The organism is Variovorax sp. Varisp41 (genome assembly GCF_047325085.1).
Classification (GTDB): Bacteria; Pseudomonadota; Gammaproteobacteria; order Burkholderiales; family Burkholderiaceae_C; genus Variovorax.
This window is the reverse complement of the sequence record NZ_CP168540.1, coordinates 2,818,636-2,839,819: the sequence shown is the minus strand read 5'-3', so window position 1 is coordinate 2,839,819 and position 21,184 is coordinate 2,818,636. Positions and strand designations below refer to the sequence as shown.

General features: G+C 69.1%; 19 protein-coding genes. 13 read left to right on the top strand and 6 right to left on the bottom strand.

Annotated elements, in window-relative coordinates:
- Window positions 1–5: 5 nt before the first annotated feature.
- The 4 genes from ACEN9J_RS13260 to ACEN9J_RS13245 are packed head-to-tail and all read right to left on the bottom strand — an operon-like array spanning window position 6 to window position 4,176.
- Window positions 6–1,043 carry a VWA domain-containing protein gene (locus ACEN9J_RS13260; protein WP_057593746.1) on the bottom strand — a complete coding sequence of 346 codons (1,038 nt, stop codon included), beginning with the start codon at window positions 1,041–1,043 and terminating at the stop codon, window positions 6–8.
- 55 nt (window positions 1,044–1,098) lie between these two features.
- Window positions 1,099–2,100 (bottom strand): DUF58 domain-containing protein, encoded by a 1,002-nt coding sequence (locus tag ACEN9J_RS13255; protein WP_413764289.1) that lies wholly within the window; start codon window positions 2,098–2,100, stop codon window positions 1,099–1,101.
- A gap of 26 nt (window positions 2,101–2,126) precedes the next feature.
- Window positions 2,127–3,146, bottom strand: coding sequence for an AAA family ATPase (locus tag ACEN9J_RS13250; RefSeq protein WP_057593748.1), 1,020 nt, complete (start codon window positions 3,144–3,146; stop codon window positions 2,127–2,129).
- 43 nt (window positions 3,147–3,189) lie between these two features.
- Complete coding sequence (locus ACEN9J_RS13245; RefSeq protein WP_413764288.1) at window positions 3,190–4,176, bottom strand: S1C family serine protease; 987 nt, start codon at window positions 4,174–4,176, stop codon at window positions 3,190–3,192.
- 113 nt (window positions 4,177–4,289) lie between these two features.
- On the opposite strand from ACEN9J_RS13245, the gene ACEN9J_RS13240 reads away from it, so the two are divergent.
- From ACEN9J_RS13240 to ACEN9J_RS13210, 7 genes are all read left to right on the top strand, one after another.
- The gene (locus tag ACEN9J_RS13240; protein ID WP_261210042.1) at window positions 4,290–5,150 is read left to right on the top strand and encodes a TatD family hydrolase; all 861 of its coding nucleotides are present in this window, start codon (window positions 4,290–4,292) and stop codon (window positions 5,148–5,150) included.
- Window positions 5,151–5,304: 154 nt separating this feature from the next.
- Complete coding sequence (locus ACEN9J_RS13235) at window positions 5,305–5,763, top strand: hypothetical protein (RefSeq protein WP_413764287.1); 459 nt, start codon at window positions 5,305–5,307, stop codon at window positions 5,761–5,763.
- Window positions 5,764–5,887: 124 nt separating this feature from the next.
- Window positions 5,888–6,442 (top strand): DNA-deoxyinosine glycosylase, encoded by a 555-nt coding sequence (locus tag ACEN9J_RS13230; protein ID WP_413764286.1) that lies wholly within the window; start codon window positions 5,888–5,890, stop codon window positions 6,440–6,442.
- A gap of 4 nt (window positions 6,443–6,446) precedes the next feature.
- Entirely contained in the window at window positions 6,447–7,226 is a 780-nt protein-coding gene (locus ACEN9J_RS13225) for a spermidine synthase (RefSeq protein WP_296741606.1), read from the top strand.
- A 4-nt stretch (window positions 7,227–7,230) separates the two neighbouring features.
- On the top strand, window positions 7,231–9,021 hold the full coding sequence (locus ACEN9J_RS13220) for a GspE/PulE family protein (RefSeq protein ID WP_413764285.1): 1,791 nt from the start codon (window positions 7,231–7,233) through the stop codon (window positions 9,019–9,021).
- A 160-nt stretch (window positions 9,022–9,181) separates the two neighbouring features.
- On the top strand, window positions 9,182–9,667 hold the full coding sequence (locus ACEN9J_RS13215) for a tripartite tricarboxylate transporter TctB family protein (RefSeq protein ID WP_057593755.1): 486 nt from the start codon (window positions 9,182–9,184) through the stop codon (window positions 9,665–9,667).
- A 13-nt stretch (window positions 9,668–9,680) separates the two neighbouring features.
- Window positions 9,681–11,192, top strand: a complete 1,512-nt coding sequence (locus ACEN9J_RS13210) for a tripartite tricarboxylate transporter permease (protein WP_057593756.1) — start codon at window positions 9,681–9,683, stop codon at window positions 11,190–11,192.
- A 78-nt stretch (window positions 11,193–11,270) separates the two neighbouring features.
- Here ACEN9J_RS13210 and ACEN9J_RS13205 read toward each other — a convergent pair whose 3' ends face one another.
- Entirely contained in the window at window positions 11,271–12,194 is a 924-nt protein-coding gene (locus ACEN9J_RS13205; protein WP_413764284.1) for a LysR family transcriptional regulator, read from the bottom strand.
- A 99-nt stretch (window positions 12,195–12,293) separates the two neighbouring features.
- Here ACEN9J_RS13205 and ACEN9J_RS13200 point away from each other — a divergent pair, with 99 nt between their 5' ends.
- The 5 genes from ACEN9J_RS13200 to ACEN9J_RS13180 are packed head-to-tail and all read left to right on the top strand — an operon-like array spanning window position 12,294 to window position 19,130.
- A complete protein-coding gene (locus ACEN9J_RS13200; RefSeq protein WP_413764283.1) occupies window positions 12,294–13,277 on the top strand; it encodes a Bug family tripartite tricarboxylate transporter substrate binding protein in 984 nt (327 codons plus the stop codon).
- 23 nt (window positions 13,278–13,300) lie between these two features.
- Window positions 13,301–14,914: a gamma-glutamyltransferase family protein gene (locus ACEN9J_RS13195; RefSeq protein WP_413764282.1), complete on the top strand. Its 1,614-nt coding sequence runs from the start codon at window positions 13,301–13,303 to the stop codon at window positions 14,912–14,914.
- A 22-nt stretch (window positions 14,915–14,936) separates the two neighbouring features.
- Window positions 14,937–15,881: a DMT family transporter gene (locus ACEN9J_RS13190; RefSeq protein WP_057593760.1), complete on the top strand. Its 945-nt coding sequence runs from the start codon at window positions 14,937–14,939 to the stop codon at window positions 15,879–15,881.
- Window positions 15,882–15,922: 41 nt separating this feature from the next.
- Window positions 15,923–16,723: an SDR family oxidoreductase gene (locus tag ACEN9J_RS13185; RefSeq protein ID WP_057593761.1), complete on the top strand. Its 801-nt coding sequence runs from the start codon at window positions 15,923–15,925 to the stop codon at window positions 16,721–16,723.
- A 46-nt stretch (window positions 16,724–16,769) separates the two neighbouring features.
- Complete coding sequence (locus ACEN9J_RS13180; protein ID WP_413764281.1) at window positions 16,770–19,130, top strand: DUF5672 family protein; 2,361 nt, start codon at window positions 16,770–16,772, stop codon at window positions 19,128–19,130.
- A 21-nt stretch (window positions 19,131–19,151) separates the two neighbouring features.
- Here the strand turns inward: ACEN9J_RS13180 and ACEN9J_RS13175 are convergent, their stop codons facing one another.
- A complete protein-coding gene (locus ACEN9J_RS13175; protein WP_057593762.1) occupies window positions 19,152–20,057 on the bottom strand; it encodes a DMT family transporter in 906 nt (301 codons plus the stop codon).
- A gap of 103 nt (window positions 20,058–20,160) precedes the next feature.
- On the opposite strand from ACEN9J_RS13175, the gene ACEN9J_RS13170 reads away from it, so the two are divergent.
- Window positions 20,161–21,147 (top strand): quinone oxidoreductase family protein, encoded by a 987-nt coding sequence (locus tag ACEN9J_RS13170; RefSeq protein WP_082321973.1) that lies wholly within the window; start codon window positions 20,161–20,163, stop codon window positions 21,145–21,147.
- Window positions 21,148–21,184 lie beyond the last annotated feature (37 nt).

The window sequence follows — 21,184 nt, the reverse complement described above, 5'->3', positions numbered from 1 at the left end:
CCGCTTCAAAGAATCCGGTTGAACCAGAGCAGCGAGAGCCCGGCCGACAGCAGCGTGAGCACCGCGGCGCCGAGCGCGAACAGCGCCGAGATCTCGGTTTCCTTCTTCTCGACCGTGAGCCGCGAGCTCAGCGTCTCGTAGACCTTCTTGAGGTCGGCGGCGGTGCCGGCATAGAAGTAGTCGGCCTGGGTCTTGCTGGCGACGGCCTTGAGGGTTTCCTCGTCGAGCCGCACGCGCATCGACCAGCCCTCGAAGCCGATGGTCTCGCCGTCGACCGTGCCGATGCCCACGGTGTAGATGCGCACGCCGCGGTCGGCCGCGGCCTTGGCCGCGTCGAGCGGATCGACGCCGGTGGTGCGCTGGCCGTCGGTCAGCATGATGATCGCGGCCGAGGTGAAGGAGCCCGGCGCGACCGGCGTGAATTCCTTGGCCGGCTTGTCGGCCTGGTCGATGGCCACGCCGCGCTGGCGGCTCGGCGCGCTGAACTGCGAGACGTCGATGCCGGCCTCGGGGAACAGGGTGGCGAGCGACACCACGATGGCATTGCCGGTGGCCGTGGCGCGCTGCAGCTGGAAGCTGTCGATCGCGGTCACGAGGTCGTCATGGTTGGTGGTGGGCAGCTGCGCCACCTGCGCGCTGCCCGCGAAGGCGACGATGCCGACCTTCACGTTGCGCGGCAGGTCCTTGATGAAGCTCTTGGCGGCATCCTGCGCCGCCACCAGCCGGTTGGGCTGCACGTCGGCGGCGCGCATGCTGCCCGAGACGTCCATCGCGAGGATGATGGTCTGCTGGTTCGACGGCAGCATCACCACCGCCATCGGCCGCGCGGCCGCCACCAGCATCGCTGCCAGCGCGAGCAGGAACAGGAAGGGCGGCACATGGCGCCGGATGCTCTGGCCGGTGCCCATCGCCTCGCGCACGATCGACAGGCTGGCGTAGCGCACCGCGAGCTTCTTCTTGCGGCGCAGCAGCCAGAGGTAGAGCAGCACCAGCAGCGGGAGCGCCAGCAGCAGCCAGAGGAATTGGGGCCAGAGGAAGGTCACGGCGAAATCCTCGCGCTCGTCGTCGCCAACGTCAACTCGATATACCCGATGGTCGTCATGCAGCCACCGCCTTTACAGGACGCGAGGCACCCGAAGTGCGCACGCGCCGCTTGCGCATGTCGGCGAAACGCACGATCGCCTCGACCAGGTCGTCGGCGGTCGACAGCTCCAGCGTGTCGACGCCGGCACGGGCCAGCGCGCCGCGCAGCGCATCCTCGCGTTCGCGGGCGATGCGCGCGAAGCGGCGGCGGAAACCCGCATCGTGGGTGTCGACCCAGAGCTGCTCGCCGGTCTCGGCATCGCGCAGCGGCACCAGGCCCAGGTCGGGCATGTCGAGCTCGAGCGGGTCGAACAGGCGCACGGCCACCACCTCGTGGCGCTGCACCAGCTGGCCCAGCGGCTTCTCCCAGCCGGGCTCGCTGAGGAAGTCGGACACCACGAACACGGTCGAGCGGCGCGGCATCAGGGTGGCGGCCGACTTCAGCAGGTCGTCGAGCCGGGTCATGCCCTTCTGCGGCGGCGCCTTGTCGGCCTGGCCGGCGCGGCGCTCCATCGCATGCAGCAGGTGCAGCACATGGCGCCGGCCGCTGCGCGGCGGGATCACGGCTTCGAGATCATGGCCGTAGACCAGCGCGCCGACGCGGTTGCCGTGGCGCGTGAGCAGCCGTGCCAGCACGCCGACGAAGCCGGCCGAGATCTCGCGCTTGGCCTTCAGGCCCGAGCCGAAGTCGACCGAGCGGCTCAGGTCGAGCACGAACCAGGCCGACATCTCGCGGTCTTCGGTGAAGACGCGCACGTGCGGCGTCTGCAGCCGCGCAGTGACGTTCCAGTCGATGTGGCGCACGTCGTCGTGCAACTGGTATTCGCGCAGGTCGGCCAGGTCGAGGCCGGTGCCGCGCATCAGCGTGCGGTAGTCGCCCTGCAGCAGGCCGTCGAGCCGGCGGATCACGGTCCATTCGAGGCGGCGCAGCGCGCGCTCGGCGCCGCCGGCCTCGAGCGCGGGGCGTTCGTCGTTCGCGGCGGCCTCGGGGGCCTTGCGCCACCAGCTTTTCTTCATGGCGGGTCGTGTCGTGCGGTGCGGTTTCAGGCGGCGAGCTTCTCGTGCTCGAGCGGCTTCGGCGGCGCGGGCACCGCCCGCATGATCTTCTCGATCAGGCCATCGGGCGTCAGGCCCTCGGACAGGCCCTCGTAGGACAGCGTCACGCGGTGGCGCAGCACGTCGGGCACCAGCGCCGTCATGTCCTCGGGCAGCGCATAGCTGCGTCCGCGCAGCAGCGCCAGGGCGCGCGCGCCCTCGGTCAGGCTGATGCTCGCGCGCGGGCTGGCGCCGAAGGTGATGAAGCGGCCCATGTCCTTGAGCCCGTGCTTGTCGGGCGTGCGCGTGGCCGAGACCAGCTTCACCGCGTACTGGATCAGCGAGGGATCGACGTACACGCGCCGCGCCTCGGCCTGCAGCGAAGCGAGCTGCTCGGTGGTGGCGACCGGCACGGCCTCGACCGGCGCGCCGATCACGCGCTGCACGATCACGAACTCTTCCTCGTCGGTCGGGTAGTCGACCAGCACCTTCATCATGAAGCGGTCGACCTGCGCCTCGGGCAGCGGATAGGTGCCCTCGGTCTCGATCGGGTTCTGCGTCGCCATCACGAGGAAGGGGCGCGGCACCTTGTGCGTCTCGCCCGCGATCGTGACCTGGCGCTCCTGCATCACCTCGAGCAGCGCGCTCTGCACCTTGGCCGGCGCGCGGTTGATTTCGTCGGCCAGCAGCAGGTTGGCGAACACCGGGCCCAGCGAGGTGCTGAAGTCACCGGTCTTCTGGTTGTAGATGCGCGTGCCCACGAGGTCGGAGGGCACCAGGTCGGGCGTGAACTGGATGCGCTTGAACTGGCCCTGCACGGTGTCGGCCAGCGTCTTCACGGTCAGCGTCTTGGCGAGGCCCGGCACGCCCTCGACCAGCAGGTGGCCGCCCGCGAGCATCGCGACCATCACGCGCTCGAGGAAGCGGTCCTGGCCCACCACCACGCGCTTCACCTGGTAGAGGATCTGCTCCATCAGCTCGGCGGTGCTGGCGGGCGTGGCGAAGGAGGAGGTCTCGGTGCTGCTCATTCGGGGCTCTTTCTGGATCGGATGAAAGGAAGAGGAAGGAGGGTCAGAACGGCGGCGAGCCGGCCGCCGAGGCGGCGTTCTCGATCGGCACCGCGAAGCCGATGCCGATGAAGGTGCGCTGCTGCGTGGGATTGAGGATGGCGGTGACGATGCCGAGCACCTCGCCGTCCATGTTGACCAGCGGGCCGCCCGAATTGCCGGGGTTGGCGGCCGCGTCGAACTGGATCAGGTTGCCGAGCTCCTGCTTGCCCTCGGGCGAGCGGAACGAACGCTTGAGGCCCGACACCACGCCGGCCGACACCGAGGGGCCGATGCCGAAGGGAAAGCCCACCGCCGCCACCTGGTCGCCGGGGCGCAGGTCGGCGGTCGAGCGCATCACGGCGGGGATCAGGTCGTCGGGGATCTTCTGCGCCTGCAGCACCGCGAGGTCGTTCTCGGGCTGCACGCCGGTGATGACGGCCGGCGCCTCCAGGCCGTCGGCGAAGGTCACCTTGATGGTCTCGGAGCCCGCGACCACGTGCAGGTTGGTGAGGATCACGCCCTTGTCGACGATCACCACGCCGGTGCCCACGCCGCGCTCGACCTGGCCCGGCGGGCCGTCGTCGGCCGGCGCCTCGGGCGACTTGCCCTTGGCCATGTTGCGGCCGCGCTTCTGAGTCTTCGCCTCGGGCGTGGCCTTCTCGGAACCGTAGCCGACCACGCGCACCACCGAGGGCCGCACGATGTCGGCGGCCTTGGCGGCGGGCGAGGGCAGGGCGTTGGTCTGCAGCGTGCGCAGCACGGCCGCGTCGATGTCCTTCTGCGTGAGCTGGCGCGTGTTGCCGCGCTGCCACCAGGCCGCGCCGCCGGCCGCGAGGGCCGCGCACAGCGCGAGGCTCAGCAGCGCGAAGCTGCGGCGCCCGGGTTGCCAGCGCTGGCGCGCGGCGGCGGGCTGCGGCGCCACGGGATCGGCCGCGGCCTGCCCGGAGGCCCCGTCGTCGGACTCGATCGGCGTGCGTGGCGAGCGGCTGTACATGGCGGGCCTGCGCATGGGTGCACCTCCGGCAAAAGGATGTCGCGTGGTGGGTGTCACGCGATGAGCGTGATGAAAAGCACGGTAGCACGCTTTCTTCTGCCTTGCATCCCTTCGGGCATCATGACGCGATGGCTCTTTTCGTCGACACCCACTGCCACCTCGACGCGCCCGAATTCGGTGCGCAGATGCCCGAGATCCGCGCGCGCGCGGCCGAGCGGGGCGTCGCGCTGTGCGTGATCCCGGCCGTGGCCGCCTTCAATTTCGCGACCGTGCGTGAGCTGGCAGAGCGCCAGGGCGACGCCTATGCGCTGGGCATCCATCCGCTGTGCACGGGCGAAGCCAGGGAAGAGGACCTGGCCCTGCTCGACGCCGAGCTGGGCGCGCGGCGCGGCGACCCGCGGCTGGTGGCGGTCGGCGAGATCGGGCTCGACTACTTCGTCGAGCACCTGGACGACGACAAGCAACAGCACTTCTTTCACACACAGTTGCAATTGGCGCGCAAGCACGACCTGCCGGTGCTGATCCATGTGCGGCGCTCGGTCGACAAGGTACTCAAGCATCTGCGGCAGACCGCCGGCGGGAAGCCGTGGCGCGGCATCGCGCATGCCTTCAACGGCAGCGAACAGCAGGCGCAAGCCTGCATCGCGCTCGGGCTCAAGCTGGGCTTCGGCGGCGCCGTGACCTTCGAGCGCGCGCTGCAACTGCGCCGGCTCGCGGCCACCTTGCCGATCGAGGCGCTGGTGATGGAGACCGACGCGCCCGACATCCAGCCGCACTGGCTCTACCGCACGCAGGCGCAGCGCGACGCGGGCGAGCCGCAGGGCCGCAACGAGCCCGGCGAGCTGCCGCGCATCGCCGACGTGGTGGCTCGATTGCGCGGCATCGGCGTGGATGAACTGGCCGAAAAAACCACGCGCAATGCCATCGAGGCGATGCCGAAGCTCCAAAGTCTTCCTGGCCTGTCGGAGGGGTCCTTACCCGGGCCGTAGGCCAATGCCTTGACTTGGGGCCAAGTGCTTTCCGGGCCTGCATTTGCTGTCATCCTTGAACCGTGGAGCTTCGTTGGACAGGGGTGGCGACCTTCGTCACCGATGTCGAACGACAACGGCTCCCAGCATTTCATCCAAGAAAAGGAGTTCATCCATGAAAGTAACTTTCGCTCGCACCCTCCCCGTCGTGCTCGCACTGGCCTTCGGTGCCGTGGGCATCTCCGCCGTGGCACAGACCACCGCACCCGCAACCGCCGAACCCACGACCACCGAAAAGGTGAAGGAAGCCGGCAAGGACGCCTACGACGCGACCAAGAACACCACCAAGAAGGCCGTGAACGCGACCGAGCGTGGTGCAGAGAAGGCCTGGGACGCGACCAAGCGCACCACCAAGAAGGCCGCCAACGCGACCGAGTCGGGCGCCGAGAAGACCTGGGACGCGACCAAGAAGACCACCAAGAAGGCCACCAACGCCACCAAGAAGGCCGCCACCAAGACCGGTGAAGTGGTCGAGAACGCCGGCCACAAGACGGCCGACGGCATGCGCAGCACGGGTCACGCCATCGGCGAGAAGATCCCGGGCACGGCCGAGAACGAAGCCGCCAAGAAGTAAGCAGACGGCACGCGCCGCGCCCTCGGGCCGGCACGGTCGATATGGAAACCCGCTGCGGCGGGTTTTTCCTTTTGGGGCGCCGCAGCCGGTCCCGGCCGATCGCTTGCGGCCAGAATGCCCATCCATGCCCAGATCCAGACCCCCCGCAAGCCCGGCCCCGACCGAGCGCGAAGCCACCCCCGGGCCGTTGCTCACAGGACTTGCGCCGATCGTCTCGCCCGCCACCGTGCTGCTGATCCTCGGCAGCTTCCCGGGCGCGAGATCGCTCGAGCTGCAGCAGTACTATGCGCATCCCCAAAACCAGTTCTGGAAAATCTTGCAAGCCTTGTGGCCCCACGACCCACTCCCCTCGGGAGTAGATAGCTATCGAAAGCGTAGCGACTGGCTGATCGAGCACGGCCTCGGCGTGTGGGACGTCTATGCGGCCTGCGAGCGCGAGGGCAGCCTCGATTCGGCGATCCGCGCGGCCGTGCCCAACGACATCGCGGCGCTGCGGCTGCCGAAGCTGGCGGCCGTGGCCCACAACGGCGGCGAGAGCTTCAAGCACGCCCGGCACACCCGAACCCTGGGCGTGCCGGTCCATCAACTGCCTTCCACCAGTCCGGCCAATGCGTCGTGGAGCTTCGAGCGCAAGCTCGCCGCATGGCGCGAGGTGTTCTCTGTCCACGGACTGGTCTGACCCGATGGCCGCACGCAAGCAATCCACTTCCCGCCTTCCGGCCGAACTGCCCGAGGTCAACTTCTCCGACTGGGGCGACATCCGCTACCTGCACCTGGGCACCGAATGGGTCCAGGGCTCGATGAAGCTGGACGCGCCCTACGAGATCGAGCTCGAGTACGTGCAGCGCATGATGGCCTGGCTGCTGTTCGTCGACGGCACCGGCATCGGCAACCGCCATGCGATGCAGCTCGGCCTGGGCGCGGCCACGCTCACCAAGTTCTGCCGCAAGACCTTGCGCATGCGCACCACCGCGGTCGAGCTCAACCCGCAGGTGGTGTCGGCCTGCCGCGGCTGGTTCAAGCTGCCGCCCGACGACGCCAAGCTGCGCGTGGTGATCGCCGACGCGGCCGAGGAGATCCGCCGGCCCGAATGGCAGGGCACGGTCGATGCGCTGCAGGTCGATCTCTACGACCACGAGGCCGCGGCGCCGGTGCTCGACAGCGAGGACTTCTATGCCGACTGCCGCGCGCTGCTCACCGAGGACGGCGCGATGACGGTCAACCTCTTCGGCCGCTCGTCGAGCTACGAGCGCAGCCTCGAGAAGATCCAGGCCGCCTTCGGCGCCGACGCGGTCTGGGCCTTCAAGCCGACGCGCGAGGGCAACACGGTGGTGCTCGCGCAGCGCCAGCCCAGCCGGCCCAGGCGCGAGGCGCTTGCCGAGCGTGCCCAAACCATCCAGACTCGCTGGGGCCTGCCCGCGCCCAAGTGGCTGCGGGTCTTCAAGCCGGTCCTTTCCATCTGAATCCATGAGCGCCGTTCCCGCTTCCGCCGCACCGGCCACCCGCCCCGAAGGGCCGCTCGAGCTGCGTCGCCTGATCGAATGGCTGGCCGCCGACGGCGTGATCTCGCCGCTGGAAGCCAAGCGCACCATCGCGCGCTGCGCCCAGGCCGAGAGCCGCCAGCATCCGCTGGTGCGGCTGGCCAATGTCGCGATGACGCGCGAGAGCGACAGCAAGCCGCTCGACCTCGAGACGCTCGCGCAGTGGCTCGCGGGTCGCGCGGGCCTGTCCTATCTGCGCATCGATCCGCTCAAGGTCGACGTGGGCAAGGTGGCCGACACCATGAGCGCGGCCTATGCCGAGCGCCACAAGGTGCTGCCGGTGCAGGTGCTGCCCAACGAGGTGGTGGTGGCCACGGCCGAGCCCTTCCTCACCGACTGGATCTCCGAGGTCGAGCGCCAGTCGCGGCGCACGGTGCGGCGCGTGGTCGCGAACCCGGCCGAGATCCAGCGCTACACGGCCGAGTTCTTCGCGCTCGCGAAATCGGTGCGCGCGGCGCAGAAGGCCGGCGGCAACACCGGCGGCGCGAGCTTCGAACAGCTGGTCGAACTCGGCAAGAGCAACAGGCAACTCGACGCCAACGACCAGAGCGTGGTGCAGGTGGTCGACTGGCTGTGGCAGTACGCCTTCGACCAGCGCGCGAGCGACATCCACCTCGAGCCGCGGCGCGACCAGGGCGTGATCCGCTTTCGCATCGACGGCGTGCTGCACCCGGCCTACCAGATGCCGATGGGCGTGATGAACGCGATGGTCGCGCGCATCAAGCTGCTGGGCCGCATGGACGTGGTCGAGAAGCGCCGCCCGCTCGACGGCCGCATCAAGACCCGCAACATGCGCGGCGAAGAGATCGAGATGCGGCTGTCGACCCTGCCCACGGCCTTCGGCGAGAAGATGGTGATGCGGATCTTTGACCCCGACACCGCGGTCAAGGACCTCGACGCGCTGGGCTTCGCGCAGCACGATGCGCAGCGCTGGGAGCAGCTCGTCACGCGGCCCAACGGCATCATCCTCGTGACCGGCCCGACCGGCTCGGGCAAGACCACCACGCTGTACTCCACGCTCAAGCGCGTGGCGACCGAGGAGGTCAACGTCAGCACGGTGGAAGACCCGATCGAGATGATCGAGCCCTCGTTCAACCAGACGCAGGTGCAACCGCAACTCGATTTCGGTTTCACCGAGGGCCTGCGCGCGCTGATGCGCCAGGACCCGGACATCATCATGGTGGGAGAGATCCGCGACCTCGCCACCGCCGAGATGGCGGTGCAGGCCGCGCTGACCGGCCACCTCGTGTTCAGCACCCTGCACACCAACGACGCGCCCAGCGCCATCACGCGGCTGATGGAGCTCGGCGTGCCTTCGTATCTCATCAATGCGGTGATGCTGGGCGTGCTCGCGCAGCGACTGGTGCGCACGCTGTGCCCGCACTGCAAGCAGCCCGACGACGGCATCACGCGCGAGAAGCTCGAGGCCATCGTCAAGCCGTGGCAGATCACGGGCTCGGTGCGCGCCTACAAGCCGGTGGGCTGCGTCGACTGCCGCATGACCGGCTACATGGGCCGCATGGGCCTGTACGAATTGCTGAGCATCAGCGAGACCTTCCGCGCCGAGGTCACGAAGGAGCCCAACCTCGCCGCGCTGCGCCGCCAGGCCGTGGTCGACGGCATGCGGCCATTGCGCCTCGCGGGCGCATTGCGCGTGGCCGAGGGCCTGACCACGATCGAGGAAGTGCTGAGCGCGACCCCGCCGCTCGACGCTTGATGGGTCCCGGCGCAGCCTCGCGCCGAACACGAACTACCTACATTCGAGGCGCCCCGTGCACCGGGGTTATCCCTAAGTTCTCGATAGGTGGAACCCACATGAGGCTGACTTCCACCTGACTCCACAATCCCGCATCGAAATTTGTTCGAGGAGACTGTTCGTGAAAATCAAGAGTCAGAAAGACTTTTTCTCGGGCCTGATGTTCACCGTGGTCGGGGTCGCCTTCGCTTGGGGCGCCACCAACTACAGCGTGGGCACAGGCGCTCGCATGGGCCCCGGGTACTTCCCGCTGGTGCTCGGCATCCTGATGGCGGTGATCGGCCTGGGCATCATGTTCAGCGGCCTGACCGTCGAAACCACCGACGGCGAGAAGATCGGCAAGTGGGCCTGGAAGCAGGTGGTGCTGATTCTCGGCGCCAACCTGATGTTCGGCATCCTGCTCGGCGGCCTGCCGAGCATCGGCCTGCCGGCCATGGGGATGATCATCGCGATCTATGCGCTGGTGATCATCGCGAGTCTCGCGGGCCACGAGTTCAAGCTGCCCAGCGTGCTGATCCTGGCCACCGTGCTGGCCGTCGGCAGCTACGTGGCATTCATCTGGGCGCTCAAGCTCCAGATCCAGGTCTGGCCGACCTTCATCGGCTGAGGACGCAAGCACCATGGAACTCTTTCAAAATCTCTCGACCGGCTTCGGCGTCGCGTTCACCTTCACGAACCTGCTGTACTGCCTGGTCGGCTGTATCCTGGGCACGCTGATCGGCGTGCTGCCCGGCATCGGCCCCGTCGCGACCATCGCGATGCTGCTGCCCGCGACCTACGCGCTGCCCCCGGTGTCGGCCCTGATCATGCTGGCCGGCATCTACTACGGCGCGCAGTACGGCGGCTCCACCACCGCGATTCTCGTGAACCTGCCAGGGGAGTCATCCTCGGTGGTGACAGTGATCGACGGCTACCAGATGGCGCGCAAGGGCCGGGCGGGGCCGGCGCTTGCCGCGGCGGGCCTGGGCTCGTTCTTCGCGGGCTGCGTGGGCACGCTGATCCTGGCCGCCTTCGCGCCGCCGCTGACCGAGCTGGCCTTCAAGTTCGGCCCGGCCGAGTACTTCTCGCTGATGATCCTGGGCCTGATCGGCGCCGTGGTGCTGGCTTCGGGCTCGCTGCTCAAGGCCATCGCGATGATCGTGCTGGGCCTGCTGCTGGGCCTGGTGGGCACCGACGTGAACTCCGGCGTGGCGCGCTTCAGCTTCGACATCCCCGAACTGACCGACGGCATCGGCTTCGTGGCCATCGCCATGGGCGTGTTCGGCTACGGCGAAATCATCGCGAACCTCTCGCGTCCCGACGAAGAGCGCGAAGTGTTCACCGCCAAGGTGAAGGGCCTGTTCCCGACCAAGGAAGACTTCAAGCGCATGGTGCCCGCGGTGCTGCGCGGCACGGCCCTGGGCTCGGCCCTGGGCATCCTGCCCGGCGGCGGTGCGCTGCTGGCGGCCTTCGCGGCCTACACCATCGAGAAGAAGACCAAGCTGAAGCCGGGCGAAGTGCCCTTCGGCAAGGGCAACATCCGTGGCGTGGCGGCTCCCGAGTCGGCCAACAACGCCGGCGCGCAGACCTCCTTCATTCCGCTCTTGACGCTGGGCATTCCGCCCAACGCCGTGATGGCGCTGATGGTGGGCGCGATGACGATCCACAACATCCAGCCCGGCCCGCAGGTGATGACCAGCAACCCCGAGCTGTTCTGGGGCCTGATCGCCTCAATGTGGATCGGCAACGCGATGCTGATCATCCTGAACCTGCCGCTGATCGGCATGTGGATCAAGCTGCTGTCGGTGCCCTACAAGTACCTGTTCCCGGCGATCGTGCTGTTCTGCGCGATCGGCGTGTACTCGACCAACAACAACACCTTCGACATCTGGATGGTGGGCATCTTCGGCTTCGTGGGCTACACCTTCTTCAAGCTCGGCTGCGAACCCGCGCCGCTGCTGCTGGGCTTCATCCTGGGCCCGATGATGGAAGAGAACCTGCGCCGCTCGCTGCTGCTGTCGCGCGGCGACTGGAGCGTGTTCATCACGCGTCCGATCTCCGCCGGCCTGCTGGCTGCCGCCTTGCTGCTGCTCGTGATCGTGCTGCTGCCGGCCGTGAAGTCGAAGCGCGAGGAAGCCTTCGTCGAGGAGTGATCGACGACCGCCCGGCATCTGCCGGGCTCGCTCAATGAACGGCGCCCGCGGGCGCCGTTCGTTTTTGGCGAAGGCCTTTCAGCCCTTCGCCGCGCGCGGCTTCAGGTGCTGCCGCGCGATGTCGAGGAAGGCCATCGCCGCCGGGCTCAGCGGGTGCTTGGCCAGCCGCACCGCCACCAGCGGGTATTCGAGCACCGGCCGCGTGACCGAGAGCACGCGCAGGTTCGGCGGCATCAGCACCTCCACGTAGCGCGGCAGCAGCGCCACGCCCGCGCCGGCCTGGATCAGGCCGAAGGCGGTGGAGAGCATCGACACGTGGTGCGCCACCTGCGGATAGACATTGGCCACGCTCGAGAGCTGCCGGCTCACCGCGCGCCAGACGTTGGCGTCGGGGTTGACGTGGATGAAGGGCAGGGCCTCGAGCTGCCGCGCCTCGATGCTGGTGCGCTGCGCGAGCGGATGGTCCTCGCGCACGAACAGCGCCATGCGCTCGACGAACAGCGGCTCGGTCGCGAGCTCCGAATGCGCCTGGCCGATGTCGGAGCCGAAGCCCAGATCGGCCTCCTGCGAGAGGATGCGCGAGATCATCTGCTCGGCGGTGCTGTCGAGCAGCGTGGTGGCCAGCTTCGGGTGCTTCTGCGCGAAGCGCCCGAGCAGCGGCGGCATCAGCGCGCCGGCCGTGAGATGGCCCACCGCCAGCACCACGCGGCCCTCGCGCAACTGCGCCTGCGAGCGGCAGGCATTGACCGATTCATCGATCAGCCGCAGCGCGCGCACGGCCGTGTCGACCATCATCTGGCCGGCATCGGTCATGCGGATGCGCCGCCCGCGCACCACCAGCGGCTGGCCCAGGTCCTCCTCCATGCGCTTGACGAGGTGGCTGATGGCCGGCTGGGTCAGCTGCAGGCTCTCGGCGGCCAGCGTGAAGCTGCCCGTTTCGGCCACCGCCGCGAGCGCGCGAAGCTGCTGCAGCGAAACCTCCTCGGCGGCGATCCGTGCCATAAATTGTGCTCATAGTTGAATAAGCGGGATTATCTGGCTTGATGCGCCCGCGCTGCTTAGCATCGAATGTTCGCCATCTTGCGAAGGGAATCCAGCACCATGCAACGCCACCAGTTTCTCCACGGCCTCGCGGCCGCCTTCGCCGCGCTGTGCCTGGCCGCGCCGGCCACCGGCCTCGCGCAGGGCTACCCCAACAAGCCGATCCGCCTTGTCGTGCCCTTTCCCGCGGCCGGTGCCACCGACCTGTTCGCGCGCACGCTGGGCCAGAAGATGGGCGAGAAGCTGGGCACCACGCTGGTGGTCGACAACAAGCCCGGCGCCGGCGGCGCCATCGGCTCCGACATCGCGGCCAAGGCCGCGCCCGACGGCTACACGCTGCTGCTGGCCACCACCAGCACGCACTCGATCGGCCCGGCCATCACCAGTCGCCTGCCCTACGACACGGTGCGCGACTTCACGCCGATCGCGCACGTGGGCGACGCGCCGAGCATCATGCTGGTGCCCGTGAACTCGCCCGCGAAGACGGTGCGCGAGTGGATCGACTACGCGAAGAAGAACCCCGGCAAGCTCAACTACGCCTCGAGCGGCAACGGCACCATCGTGCAGCTCACGGCCGAGCTGTTCAAGGCGCAGGCCGGCGTGTTCGTCACCCACATCCCCTACAGGGGCACGGCGCTCGCGATCCCCGACCTGATCAGCGGCAAGGTCGACGTGCTGTTCGACTCGCTGCCCACCGGCATGCCGCACGTGCGCGACGGCCGGCTGCGCGCGCTGGGCGTGACCTCGCTCAAGCGCAGCCCGCTGGCGCCCGAGCTGCCACCGATCGCCGACACGCTGCCGGGCTACGAATCGAACACCTGGTTCGGCTTCTACGGCCCCAAGGGCCTGCCGGCCGATCTCGTGGCGCGCGTGAACAAGGCCGCCAACGAGGCACTGGCCGACCCCGAGGTCAAGGACAAGCTGTCGCGCCTGGGCATCGAGCCCGCCACGGCCGGCACGCCCGAGCAGTTCGCGAAGATGGTGGCCGCCGACGCCGCCAAGTGGAAGAAGATCGTCGTCGAACGCAAGATCACCAACGACTGAAGACACACGAGAGCACCACCGCCATGAACTTCGATTTCGGCAACCCCTACACCTCCACCCGTATCCCGGTGTTCGCGCGCAACGTGGTGTCGACCTCGCATCCGCTGGCCGCGCAGGCCGGCCGGCGCATCCTGCAGCAGGGCGGCAACGCGGTCGACGCGGCGGTCGCCACCGCGGCCGTCATGACCTTGGTCGAGCCCGTGAGCAACGGCCTGGGCAGCGATGCCTTCTGCATCCTGTGGGACGGCAAGGCACTGCACGGCCTCAATGCCTCGGGCCCCGCGCCCAAGGCCTGGACGCCCGAGTACTTCAAGGCCAAGTACGGCGCCGACGCCGCCACCCCGCCGATGCGCGGCATCGATTCGGTCACCGTGCCGGGCGCGGTGCGCGGCTGGGCCGCGCTCAGCGAGCGCTTCGGCAAGCTGCCCTTCGCCGACCTGATGGCGCCGGCCATCGACATCGCCGAGCGCGGCTACCTGGTGCCGCCGGTGGTGCAGGGCAAGTGGCTCGCGGCCACGCCGCTGCTGCAATCGCAGCCGGGCTTCGCCCAGGCCTTCCTGCCCTGGGGCCGCGCGCCCGAGGTCGGCGAACTGTTCCGCTTCGCCGCCGCCGCGCGCGCGCTCAAGGCCATCGCCCGTACCAAGGGCGAGGCCTACTACACGGGCGAGATCGCCGAGGCGCTCGCGAAGTTCTCCCAGGAGCAGGGCGGCGCGCTCACCGTGGCCGACCTCGCGGCCTACCAGCCCGAGTGGGTCACGCCGATCTCGCGCGACTACCGCGGCCACACGCTGCACGAGATCCCGCCCAACGGCCAGGGCATCGCGGCGCTGATCGCGCTGGGCATCCTCGAGAAGTTCGACATCGCCTCGCTGCCGGTCGACTCGGTGGAGTCGCAGCATCTGCAGATCGAGGCCATGAAGCTGGCCTTCGCCGACGTCTACCGCTACGTGTCGGAGCGCGGAACCATGGAGGTCACGACCGAGCAGATGCTCGACGATGCTTACCTGGCCTCGCGCGCGCGGCTGATCGACCGCAGCAAGGCGCAGGACTTCAAGGCCGGCAACCCCGTGAAGGGCGGCACCATCTACCTCACTGCGGCCGACGAGAGCGGCATGATGGTGAGCTTCATCCAGAGCAACTACATGGGCTTCGGCTCGGGTTGCGTCGAACCCGAGTTCGGCATCAGCCTGCAGAACCGCGGCCACGGCTTCAGCCTCAAGGCCGAGAGCCCGAACGTGGTGGCACCGGGCAAGCGCCCGTTCCACACCATCATCCCGGCCTTCCTCACCAAGGACGGCCAGCCGGTGATGAGCTTCGGCGTGATGGGCGGCAACATGCAGCCCCAGGGCCACATGCAGACGCTGGTGCGCATGCTCGACTACAAGCAGAACCCGCAGGCCGCCTGCGACGCGCCGCGCTGGCGCTTCAACGCGGGCCTGGAGATCAACGTCGAGGCCGCGATGAACCCGGCCACCGTGCAGGGCCTGCGCGGGCTGGGCCATCACCTCGAAGTCATCAACGACTCCTACCAGGACTTCGGTGCCGGCCAGTTCATCTGGCGCGCGGGCGATCCCTCGGTCGAGGGCTACGTGGCCGCCAGCGATCCGCGCCGAGACGGAGCGGCAGCAGGGTATTGAGCTTTCACGCGATGATCGGGGGATGACCAAGACGGCCGCGAGCACCGGCATTCCCCTTCCAGACGGCGCGAAGAGCATCGCGCCCGGCCTCGTCCTCGCCTCGCTGGGCGCGATCGCGTTCAGCGGCAAGGCGATCATCGTCAAGCTGGCCTACCGCCACGGCGTCGATGCCGTGACGCTGATCATGCTGCGCATGCTGTTCGCGCTGCCGCTGTTCGCGCTCATGGCCTGGTGGGCCGGGCGCGGCAAGCCCGCCTTGAGCGTTCGCGACTGGCTCGGCGTGATCGGGCTGGGCTTCTCGGGCTACTACCTCGCGAGCTTCCTCGACTTCGCCGGGCTGGCCTACATCTCGGCCAGCTTCGAGCGGCTGATCCTCTATCTCAATCCCACGCTGGTGCTGTTCTTCGGCTGGGTGCTGTACCGCCGCCGCGTCACGCGGCCGCAGCTCGTCGGCATGGTCATCAGCTACGCGGGCGTGCTGCTGGTGTTCGGCCACGAACTGCTGGCCGGCGAGAGCAAGGGCGGCGGCCTCGCGGCGGCCTGGGGCGCGTTCCTGGTGTTCCTCAGCGCGGTGAGCTATGCGGGCTACCTGGTCTACAGCGGCGAATTCGTGCAGCGCCTCGGTTCGTTGCGGCTGGTGGGCCTCGCGACCACCGTGGCCTGCCTGTTCTGCCTCGCGCAGTTCGCGCTGCTGCGGCCACTCGATGCGGCGCTGCAGGTGGCGCCCGAGGTGATCTGGCTGTCGGTGCTCAACGCCACCTTGTGCACCGCGGTGCCGGTGCTGATGGTGATGATGGCCATCGAGCGCATCGGGCCGGCCATCGCCGCCCAGACCGGCATGATCGGACCCCTGTCGACCATCCTCATGGGCGTGGTCATACTCGGCGAACCGTTCACCGCCTGGATCGCCGCCGGCACGGCGCTGGTGATCGCGGGCATCTTCGTTTTCACGCGCAAGGGCCGCTGAGGCCGTCGCGCTTTTCTTCTTTCTCTTCTGGAGTCGAACAAATGGATCTGGGCATTGCAGGCAAGACCGCGCTGGTGTGCGGCGCGAGCAAGGGGTTGGGCTACGGCTGCGCCGAGGCGCTGGTGCGCGAGGGCGTCAACGTGGTGATCGTGGCGCGCGGCGCCGAGGCGCTCGAGGCGGCCGCCAAGCAGCTGGCCGACGCGGCCACGGCCGCGGGCACGCCGGCTCCCTTCGTCAAGGCCGTGGCGGCCGACATCACGACCGAGGCCGGCCGCGCCGCGGTGTTCGCGCTGGGCCATGCCTTCGACATCGTGGTCACCAATGCCGGCGGCCCGCCGCCCGGCGACTTCCGCAACTGGGAGCGCGAGGACTGGATCAAGGCGGTCGACGCCAACATGCTCACGCCGATCGAGCTCATCAAGGCCACGGTCGACGGCATGGCCGAGCGCGGCTTCGGGCGCATCGTCAACATCACCTCGAGCTCGGTGAAGTCGCCGATCGAGGTGCTGGGCCTGTCGAACGGCGCGCGCAGCGGCCTCACGGGCTTCGTGGCCGGCGTGGCGCGCAGCAGTGTCGCGGCCAAGGGCGTGACCATCAACAACCTGCTGCCCGGCTCCTTCGAGACCGACCGCCTCAAGGGCACGATGAGCGGCGCGGCGCAGAAGTCGGGCCTGGACTTCGACACCGTGTGGGAGAACCGCAAGAAGTCCGTGCCCGCGCGCCGCTTCGGTACGCCGGCCGAGTTCGGTGCCATCTGCGCCTTCCTGTGCAGCGTGCAGGCCGGCTACATGACCGGGCAGAACGTGCTGGCCGATGGCGGTGCCTACCCCGGCACCTACTGAGCCGGACCGGGCATCACGCGGAACGAAGAATTCGCGGGGCAAGAAGATGAGCAGGGAGTCGTTTCAGAAGATCACGCTGGTGTCCGTCACCGGCCTGCCGGATGCGCGCGGCGCCGCCATGGCGCTCGCGTTGAGCCTGGCGCAGATGCCCGGTGCGCGCGCGCTGCTGTGCAGCCCGCAGGCGCCGGCCGATCTGGGCCGCGGCATCGCGCACCGCGCGATCGCGCCGCTCGATTACCACGAGTACAGCTGGTTCATCATGTTCGCGCTCTGGCGCCTGGTGGACACCGAGTTCGCGTTGATCGTGCAGGAAGACGGCTGGGTGCTCGACGCGGCCAACTGGAACGAGGCCTTCCTCGACCACGACTGCATCGGCGCGCCGATCCACCTCGCGCGCATCGAGCCGCCGCAGGGGCCGGCCTACTGGCGCAACCGCTTCGAATGGGCCGACGAGTACGCGCGGCCCGATCACCGCGTCACGCCGGTGCTCAACGGCGGCTTCAGCCTGCGCAGCCGACGCTTCCTGCGCGCGCTGGTCGACCATCCCGAGATCCGCGTCGAGATTCCGCCGCCCGACGCGCTCGAGGGCGAGCCGCTGCGGATGCACTGGCACCACAACCCCTTGCTGGAAGACGTGCAGCTGACCGGCGTGCTGCGGCCGGCGCTCGAGGCCCGGGGCCTGCGCTTCGCGCCGGTCGAGCTGGCGCGCGAGTTCGCGATCGAGCATGCGGGCCCGCAGCTGCACCATGGTTTCGATGCGCTGAAGATCTTCGGCCATCACTCGAAGGTGCGTCGGCTGGTGTCGCTGTCGCCGCCCACGGTGCGCTCGCTGGTGCCGCTGTCGGAGCTCGACGGCTGGTACGGCGAGCGCGACCTGCTGACGATGTTCGAGCGCCGCGGCTACCGCATCGAGTTCCCGCCCGAGGCGCAGGCCGCGGCCGTGTCGCCCGGTCCCACGCGCAGGGTCTACGACTGCTTCACCTACAACGGCGAGGCCGACATCCTCGCGGCGCGGCTGCACGAGCTCGACGAGGTGGTCGACTGCTTCGTCGTGGTCGAGGCCGACCGCAGCTTCACCGGCGCGCCCAAGCCGCTGCGCTTCGATGCCGCCGATCCGCGCATCGCGGCCTTCCTGCCGCGCATCCGCCATGTGGCGGTGCACGACATGCCCGAGGTCGACGCGGCCGCCGATGCGATCGCCGTGCCCGGCGACTGGCATGCCGACGCGCCGAAATCGGGCTTCTGGATCCGCGAGAAATTCCAGCGCAACCAGATCCTGCGCGGCCTGCACGACGCGGCGCCGCACGACCTGGTGATGGTCTCCGACGCCGACGAGATACCGCGCGCCGAAGTCGTGCGCGCCATGCGCGACGACCGCCGCCACGAGGTCTTCGGGCTGCGCCAGGCCTTCTATTACTTCTACGCCGACTACCGCAACGTGCAGGGCCCCGAGGCCGCGTCGGTCTGGACCGTGGCGGCCACGCGCGCGCGGCTCGACGGTCTCACGCCCGACCAGCTGCGCCTGCGCGTGCGCAACGGCGCCCAGCCCGCGCGGCTGATCGACGACGCGGGCTGGCACCTGTCGTACCTCGCGATGGACGAAGAGGCGGTGCGCGCCAAGATCCGCGGCTTCGCGCACCAGGAATACAACCGGCCCGAGCTGCTCGATGCGCTCGACATCCCCGCGCTGCTGGCCTCGGGGCGCGACCTCTATGACCGGCCCGGCTATGCGTGGCAACTGGTGGGCCGCGAGGAGGCGCCGCGCTGGCTGGCGAGCCAACCGGAACTGGCGCACCTGTTCGCGCCCGCCGCGCCGCCGCCGATGCGCTATGCCAAGGAGTCGTACCTCACGGTCGAGCCGAGCCCGTTCGGCTTCTGGGAGCGGCATGCGAACCGCCGCATTCTGCAGGCCTATGCGCCCTTCATCCAGGGCCGCGTGCTCGACATCGGCTGCAACCACGGCGCGAGCACCTACTGGCTGCGCGAGAACCCGCGGGTGAGCGAGGTGGTCGGCATGGACCTCAACGAACAGGCGCTGTCGCTGGCGCGCGAACTCTTCGAAGCCGTGCCCCTGCCGAGCCTGTTCGTCGAGCACGACCTCACGGCCGACGGCCCGATCGTGCCGCCGGCCGACACCGTCGTGAGCTTCCATACGCTGGAGCACATCTACGCCGACGACGTGGCGGACTTCCTCTCGTCGGCGTGCCGGTCGCTGGTGCCGGGCGGCCACTTCGTGATCTCGATCCCCTACGACCGCGCCTATCCCGATCCCTGCCACGTGGGCTTCTACACCGAGGCCAGCTTGGCGCGGGCGATGGAAGCGGCGGGACTGGAAACCATCGAGTGCTTCAAGGACGACCGCTTCGACGAGAAGGGCCTGCTGACGGGCCTGTTCCGCAAGCCCTGAGCAGCGCGCGCGAGCGCTCGTTCAGCGCCGTGTCGACACCACGATCCCGCCCACGATCAGCACGAAGGCCGCGCCGTGGTACCAGTGCGGCGCCTCGCGCAGGAAGGCCGCCGACATCACGGCCGCGAACAGCGGCGTGAGGTTCATGAAGATGCCCGCCACCTGCGGGCCCGCGCGCTGCACGCCGGTGCCCCAGCAGCGGTAGGCCAGCACCGCCGGGCCGATGCCGATGAAGGCCATGGCGGCGGCCAGCGGCCAGCCCAGGTCGAGATGGGCCGGCGTCAGCGCCCATTCGCCGGCCGCGAGCGCGCCCGACCAGGCGATGCCGAACACCAGCTGCGCCATCAGGAACGCGGCCCAGTCGCGCCGCAGCGCGGCGGGCTCGTGCGTGCGCGCGAGCAGCCAGCTGTAGAAGGCCCATGCGATGGTGCCGAGGATCATGTAGAGGTCGCCCGGCACCAGCCGCAGCGCCAGCAGCTGGCGCCATTCGCCGCGGCTGAGCACCAGCAGCACGCCGAGCATCGACAGCAGCGCGCCGCCGATCGCGCGCCCATGCGGGCGGGCGCCGAAGAACAGGCTGCCCACCGCCAGCATCCACAGCGGCAGGCTCGAGCCCACCAGCGTCACGTTGATCGGCGTGGAGGTCTGCAGCGCCAGGTACTGGAAGGCGTTGTAGAGACCGATGCCCAGCAGGCCCAGCAGCGCGTAGCGCTTCCAGTGCGCCCACAGCGGGCTCGCGGGCCGCAGCACCGGGGCCGCGAGCGGCAGCAGCAGCACGAAGGCGATCACCCAGCGCACGAAGTTCAGCGTGAGCGGCGACACCAGCTCGCGCACCAGGCGACCGACCACCGCGTTGCCGGCCCACAGCAGCGGCGGCACGACGAGCAGGAGGACGGTCAGGGGCGTGAGGCGCTGCGGCTGTGACATGGGCGCCGACTCTAACGGCTGGATGCAATGACCCGTGTCGCCGCGGAAACCCCAAACATGGCAGGATGCGCCTCTTCTTTTTTCGCGCGTGGAGACAGCACCGATGTTGAGCAAAGCCGTTCGTATCGACCGCCATGGCGGTCCCGAGGAACTGAAGATCGTCGAGGTCGAGGTCGGTGAGCCCGGCCCCGGCGAGATCCGCATCCGCCACAAGGCCGTGGGCCTGAACTTCATCGACACCTACCAGCGCAGCGGGCTCTATCCGTTCCAGATGCCGCTGCAGCTGGGCATGGAGGCCGCGGGCGTGGTCGAGGCGGTGGGCGAGGGCGTGACGCACCTGAAGGCCGGCGACCGCGCCGCCTATGCGAGCCAGCCGCCCGGCGCCTACAGCGAGCTGCGCGTGATGCCCGCCAAGTGCGTCTGCAAGCTGCCCGACGACATCTCCTTCGAGACCGGCGCGGCCATGATGCTCAAGGGCCTGACCACGCAGTACCTGCTGAAGAAGACGCTGCCGGCCGAGGGCCTGCAGCCCGGCGACTTCGTGCTGTTCCATGCCGCGGCCGGCGGCGTCGGCCTGATCGCCTGCCAGTGGGCCAAGGCGCTGGGCCTGCAGCTGATCGGCACCGCCGGCAGCGACGCCAAGTGCCAGCTCGCGCTCGACCACGGCGCGGCGCATGCCATCAACTACGGCCGCGAGAACTTCACGGCCCGCGTCAAGGAGATCACCGGCGGCAAGGGCGTGAAGGTGGTCTACGACTCGGTCGGCAAGGACACCTTCGAGGGCTCGCTCGACTGCCTGCGTCCCTTCGGCCTGCTGGCCATGTTCGGCAACGGCTCGGGCCCGGTGCCGCCGGTCAACCTCGGCGTGCTGGCGGCCAAGGGCTCGCTGTACCTGACGCGCCCCACGCTGTTCTCGCACCTGGCCACGCGCGAGAGCACGCAGGCGATGGCGGACGACCTGTTCGCCATCGTGCAGAGCGGCGCGGTGAAGATCCCGATCGTGCAGCGCTATGCGCTGGACGACGTGCAGCAGGCGCACCGCGACCTCGAGGCTCGCAAGACCACGGGCTGCACGATCCTCACGCTCTGAGCGGCGCCCCGGCCTTGTCCTACCCGGGCAGGGGTGT

Bases quoted from the DNA above. Each gene is read 5' to 3' on its own strand.
- ACEN9J_RS13245 (WP_413764288.1), bottom strand. From the start codon at position 4,176: ATGCGCAGGCCCGCCATGTACAGCCGCTCGCCACGCACGCCGATCGAG.
- ACEN9J_RS13180 (WP_413764281.1), top strand. From the start codon at position 16,770: ATGAGCAGGGAGTCGTTTCAGAAGATCACGCTGGTGTCCGTCACCGGC.
- ACEN9J_RS13220 (WP_413764285.1), top strand. From the start codon at position 7,231: ATGAGCGCCGTTCCCGCTTCCGCCGCACCGGCCACCCGCCCCGAAGGG.
- ACEN9J_RS13230 (WP_413764286.1), top strand. From the start codon at position 5,888: ATGCCCAGATCCAGACCCCCCGCAAGCCCGGCCCCGACCGAGCGCGAA.
- ACEN9J_RS13170 (WP_082321973.1), top strand. From the start codon at position 20,161: ATGTTGAGCAAAGCCGTTCGTATCGACCGCCATGGCGGTCCCGAGGAA.
- ACEN9J_RS13195 (WP_413764282.1), top strand. From the start codon at position 13,301: ATGAACTTCGATTTCGGCAACCCCTACACCTCCACCCGTATCCCGGTG.
- ACEN9J_RS13240 (WP_261210042.1), top strand. From the start codon at position 4,290: ATGGCTCTTTTCGTCGACACCCACTGCCACCTCGACGCGCCCGAATTC.
- ACEN9J_RS13235 (WP_413764287.1), top strand. From the start codon at position 5,305: ATGAAAGTAACTTTCGCTCGCACCCTCCCCGTCGTGCTCGCACTGGCC.
- ACEN9J_RS13175 (WP_057593762.1), bottom strand. From the start codon at position 20,057: ATGTCACAGCCGCAGCGCCTCACGCCCCTGACCGTCCTCCTGCTCGTC.
- ACEN9J_RS13200 (WP_413764283.1), top strand. From the start codon at position 12,294: ATGCAACGCCACCAGTTTCTCCACGGCCTCGCGGCCGCCTTCGCCGCG.
- ACEN9J_RS13205 (WP_413764284.1), bottom strand. From the start codon at position 12,194: ATGGCACGGATCGCCGCCGAGGAGGTTTCGCTGCAGCAGCTTCGCGCG.
- ACEN9J_RS13250 (WP_057593748.1), bottom strand. From the start codon at position 3,146: ATGAGCAGCACCGAGACCTCCTCCTTCGCCACGCCCGCCAGCACCGCC.
- ACEN9J_RS13255 (WP_413764289.1), bottom strand. From the start codon at position 2,100: ATGAAGAAAAGCTGGTGGCGCAAGGCCCCCGAGGCCGCCGCGAACGAC.
- ACEN9J_RS13210 (WP_057593756.1), top strand. From the start codon at position 9,681: ATGGAACTCTTTCAAAATCTCTCGACCGGCTTCGGCGTCGCGTTCACC.
- ACEN9J_RS13225 (WP_296741606.1), top strand. From the start codon at position 6,447: ATGGCCGCACGCAAGCAATCCACTTCCCGCCTTCCGGCCGAACTGCCC.
- ACEN9J_RS13190 (WP_057593760.1), top strand. From the start codon at position 14,937: ATGACCAAGACGGCCGCGAGCACCGGCATTCCCCTTCCAGACGGCGCG.
- ACEN9J_RS13185 (WP_057593761.1), top strand. From the start codon at position 15,923: ATGGATCTGGGCATTGCAGGCAAGACCGCGCTGGTGTGCGGCGCGAGC.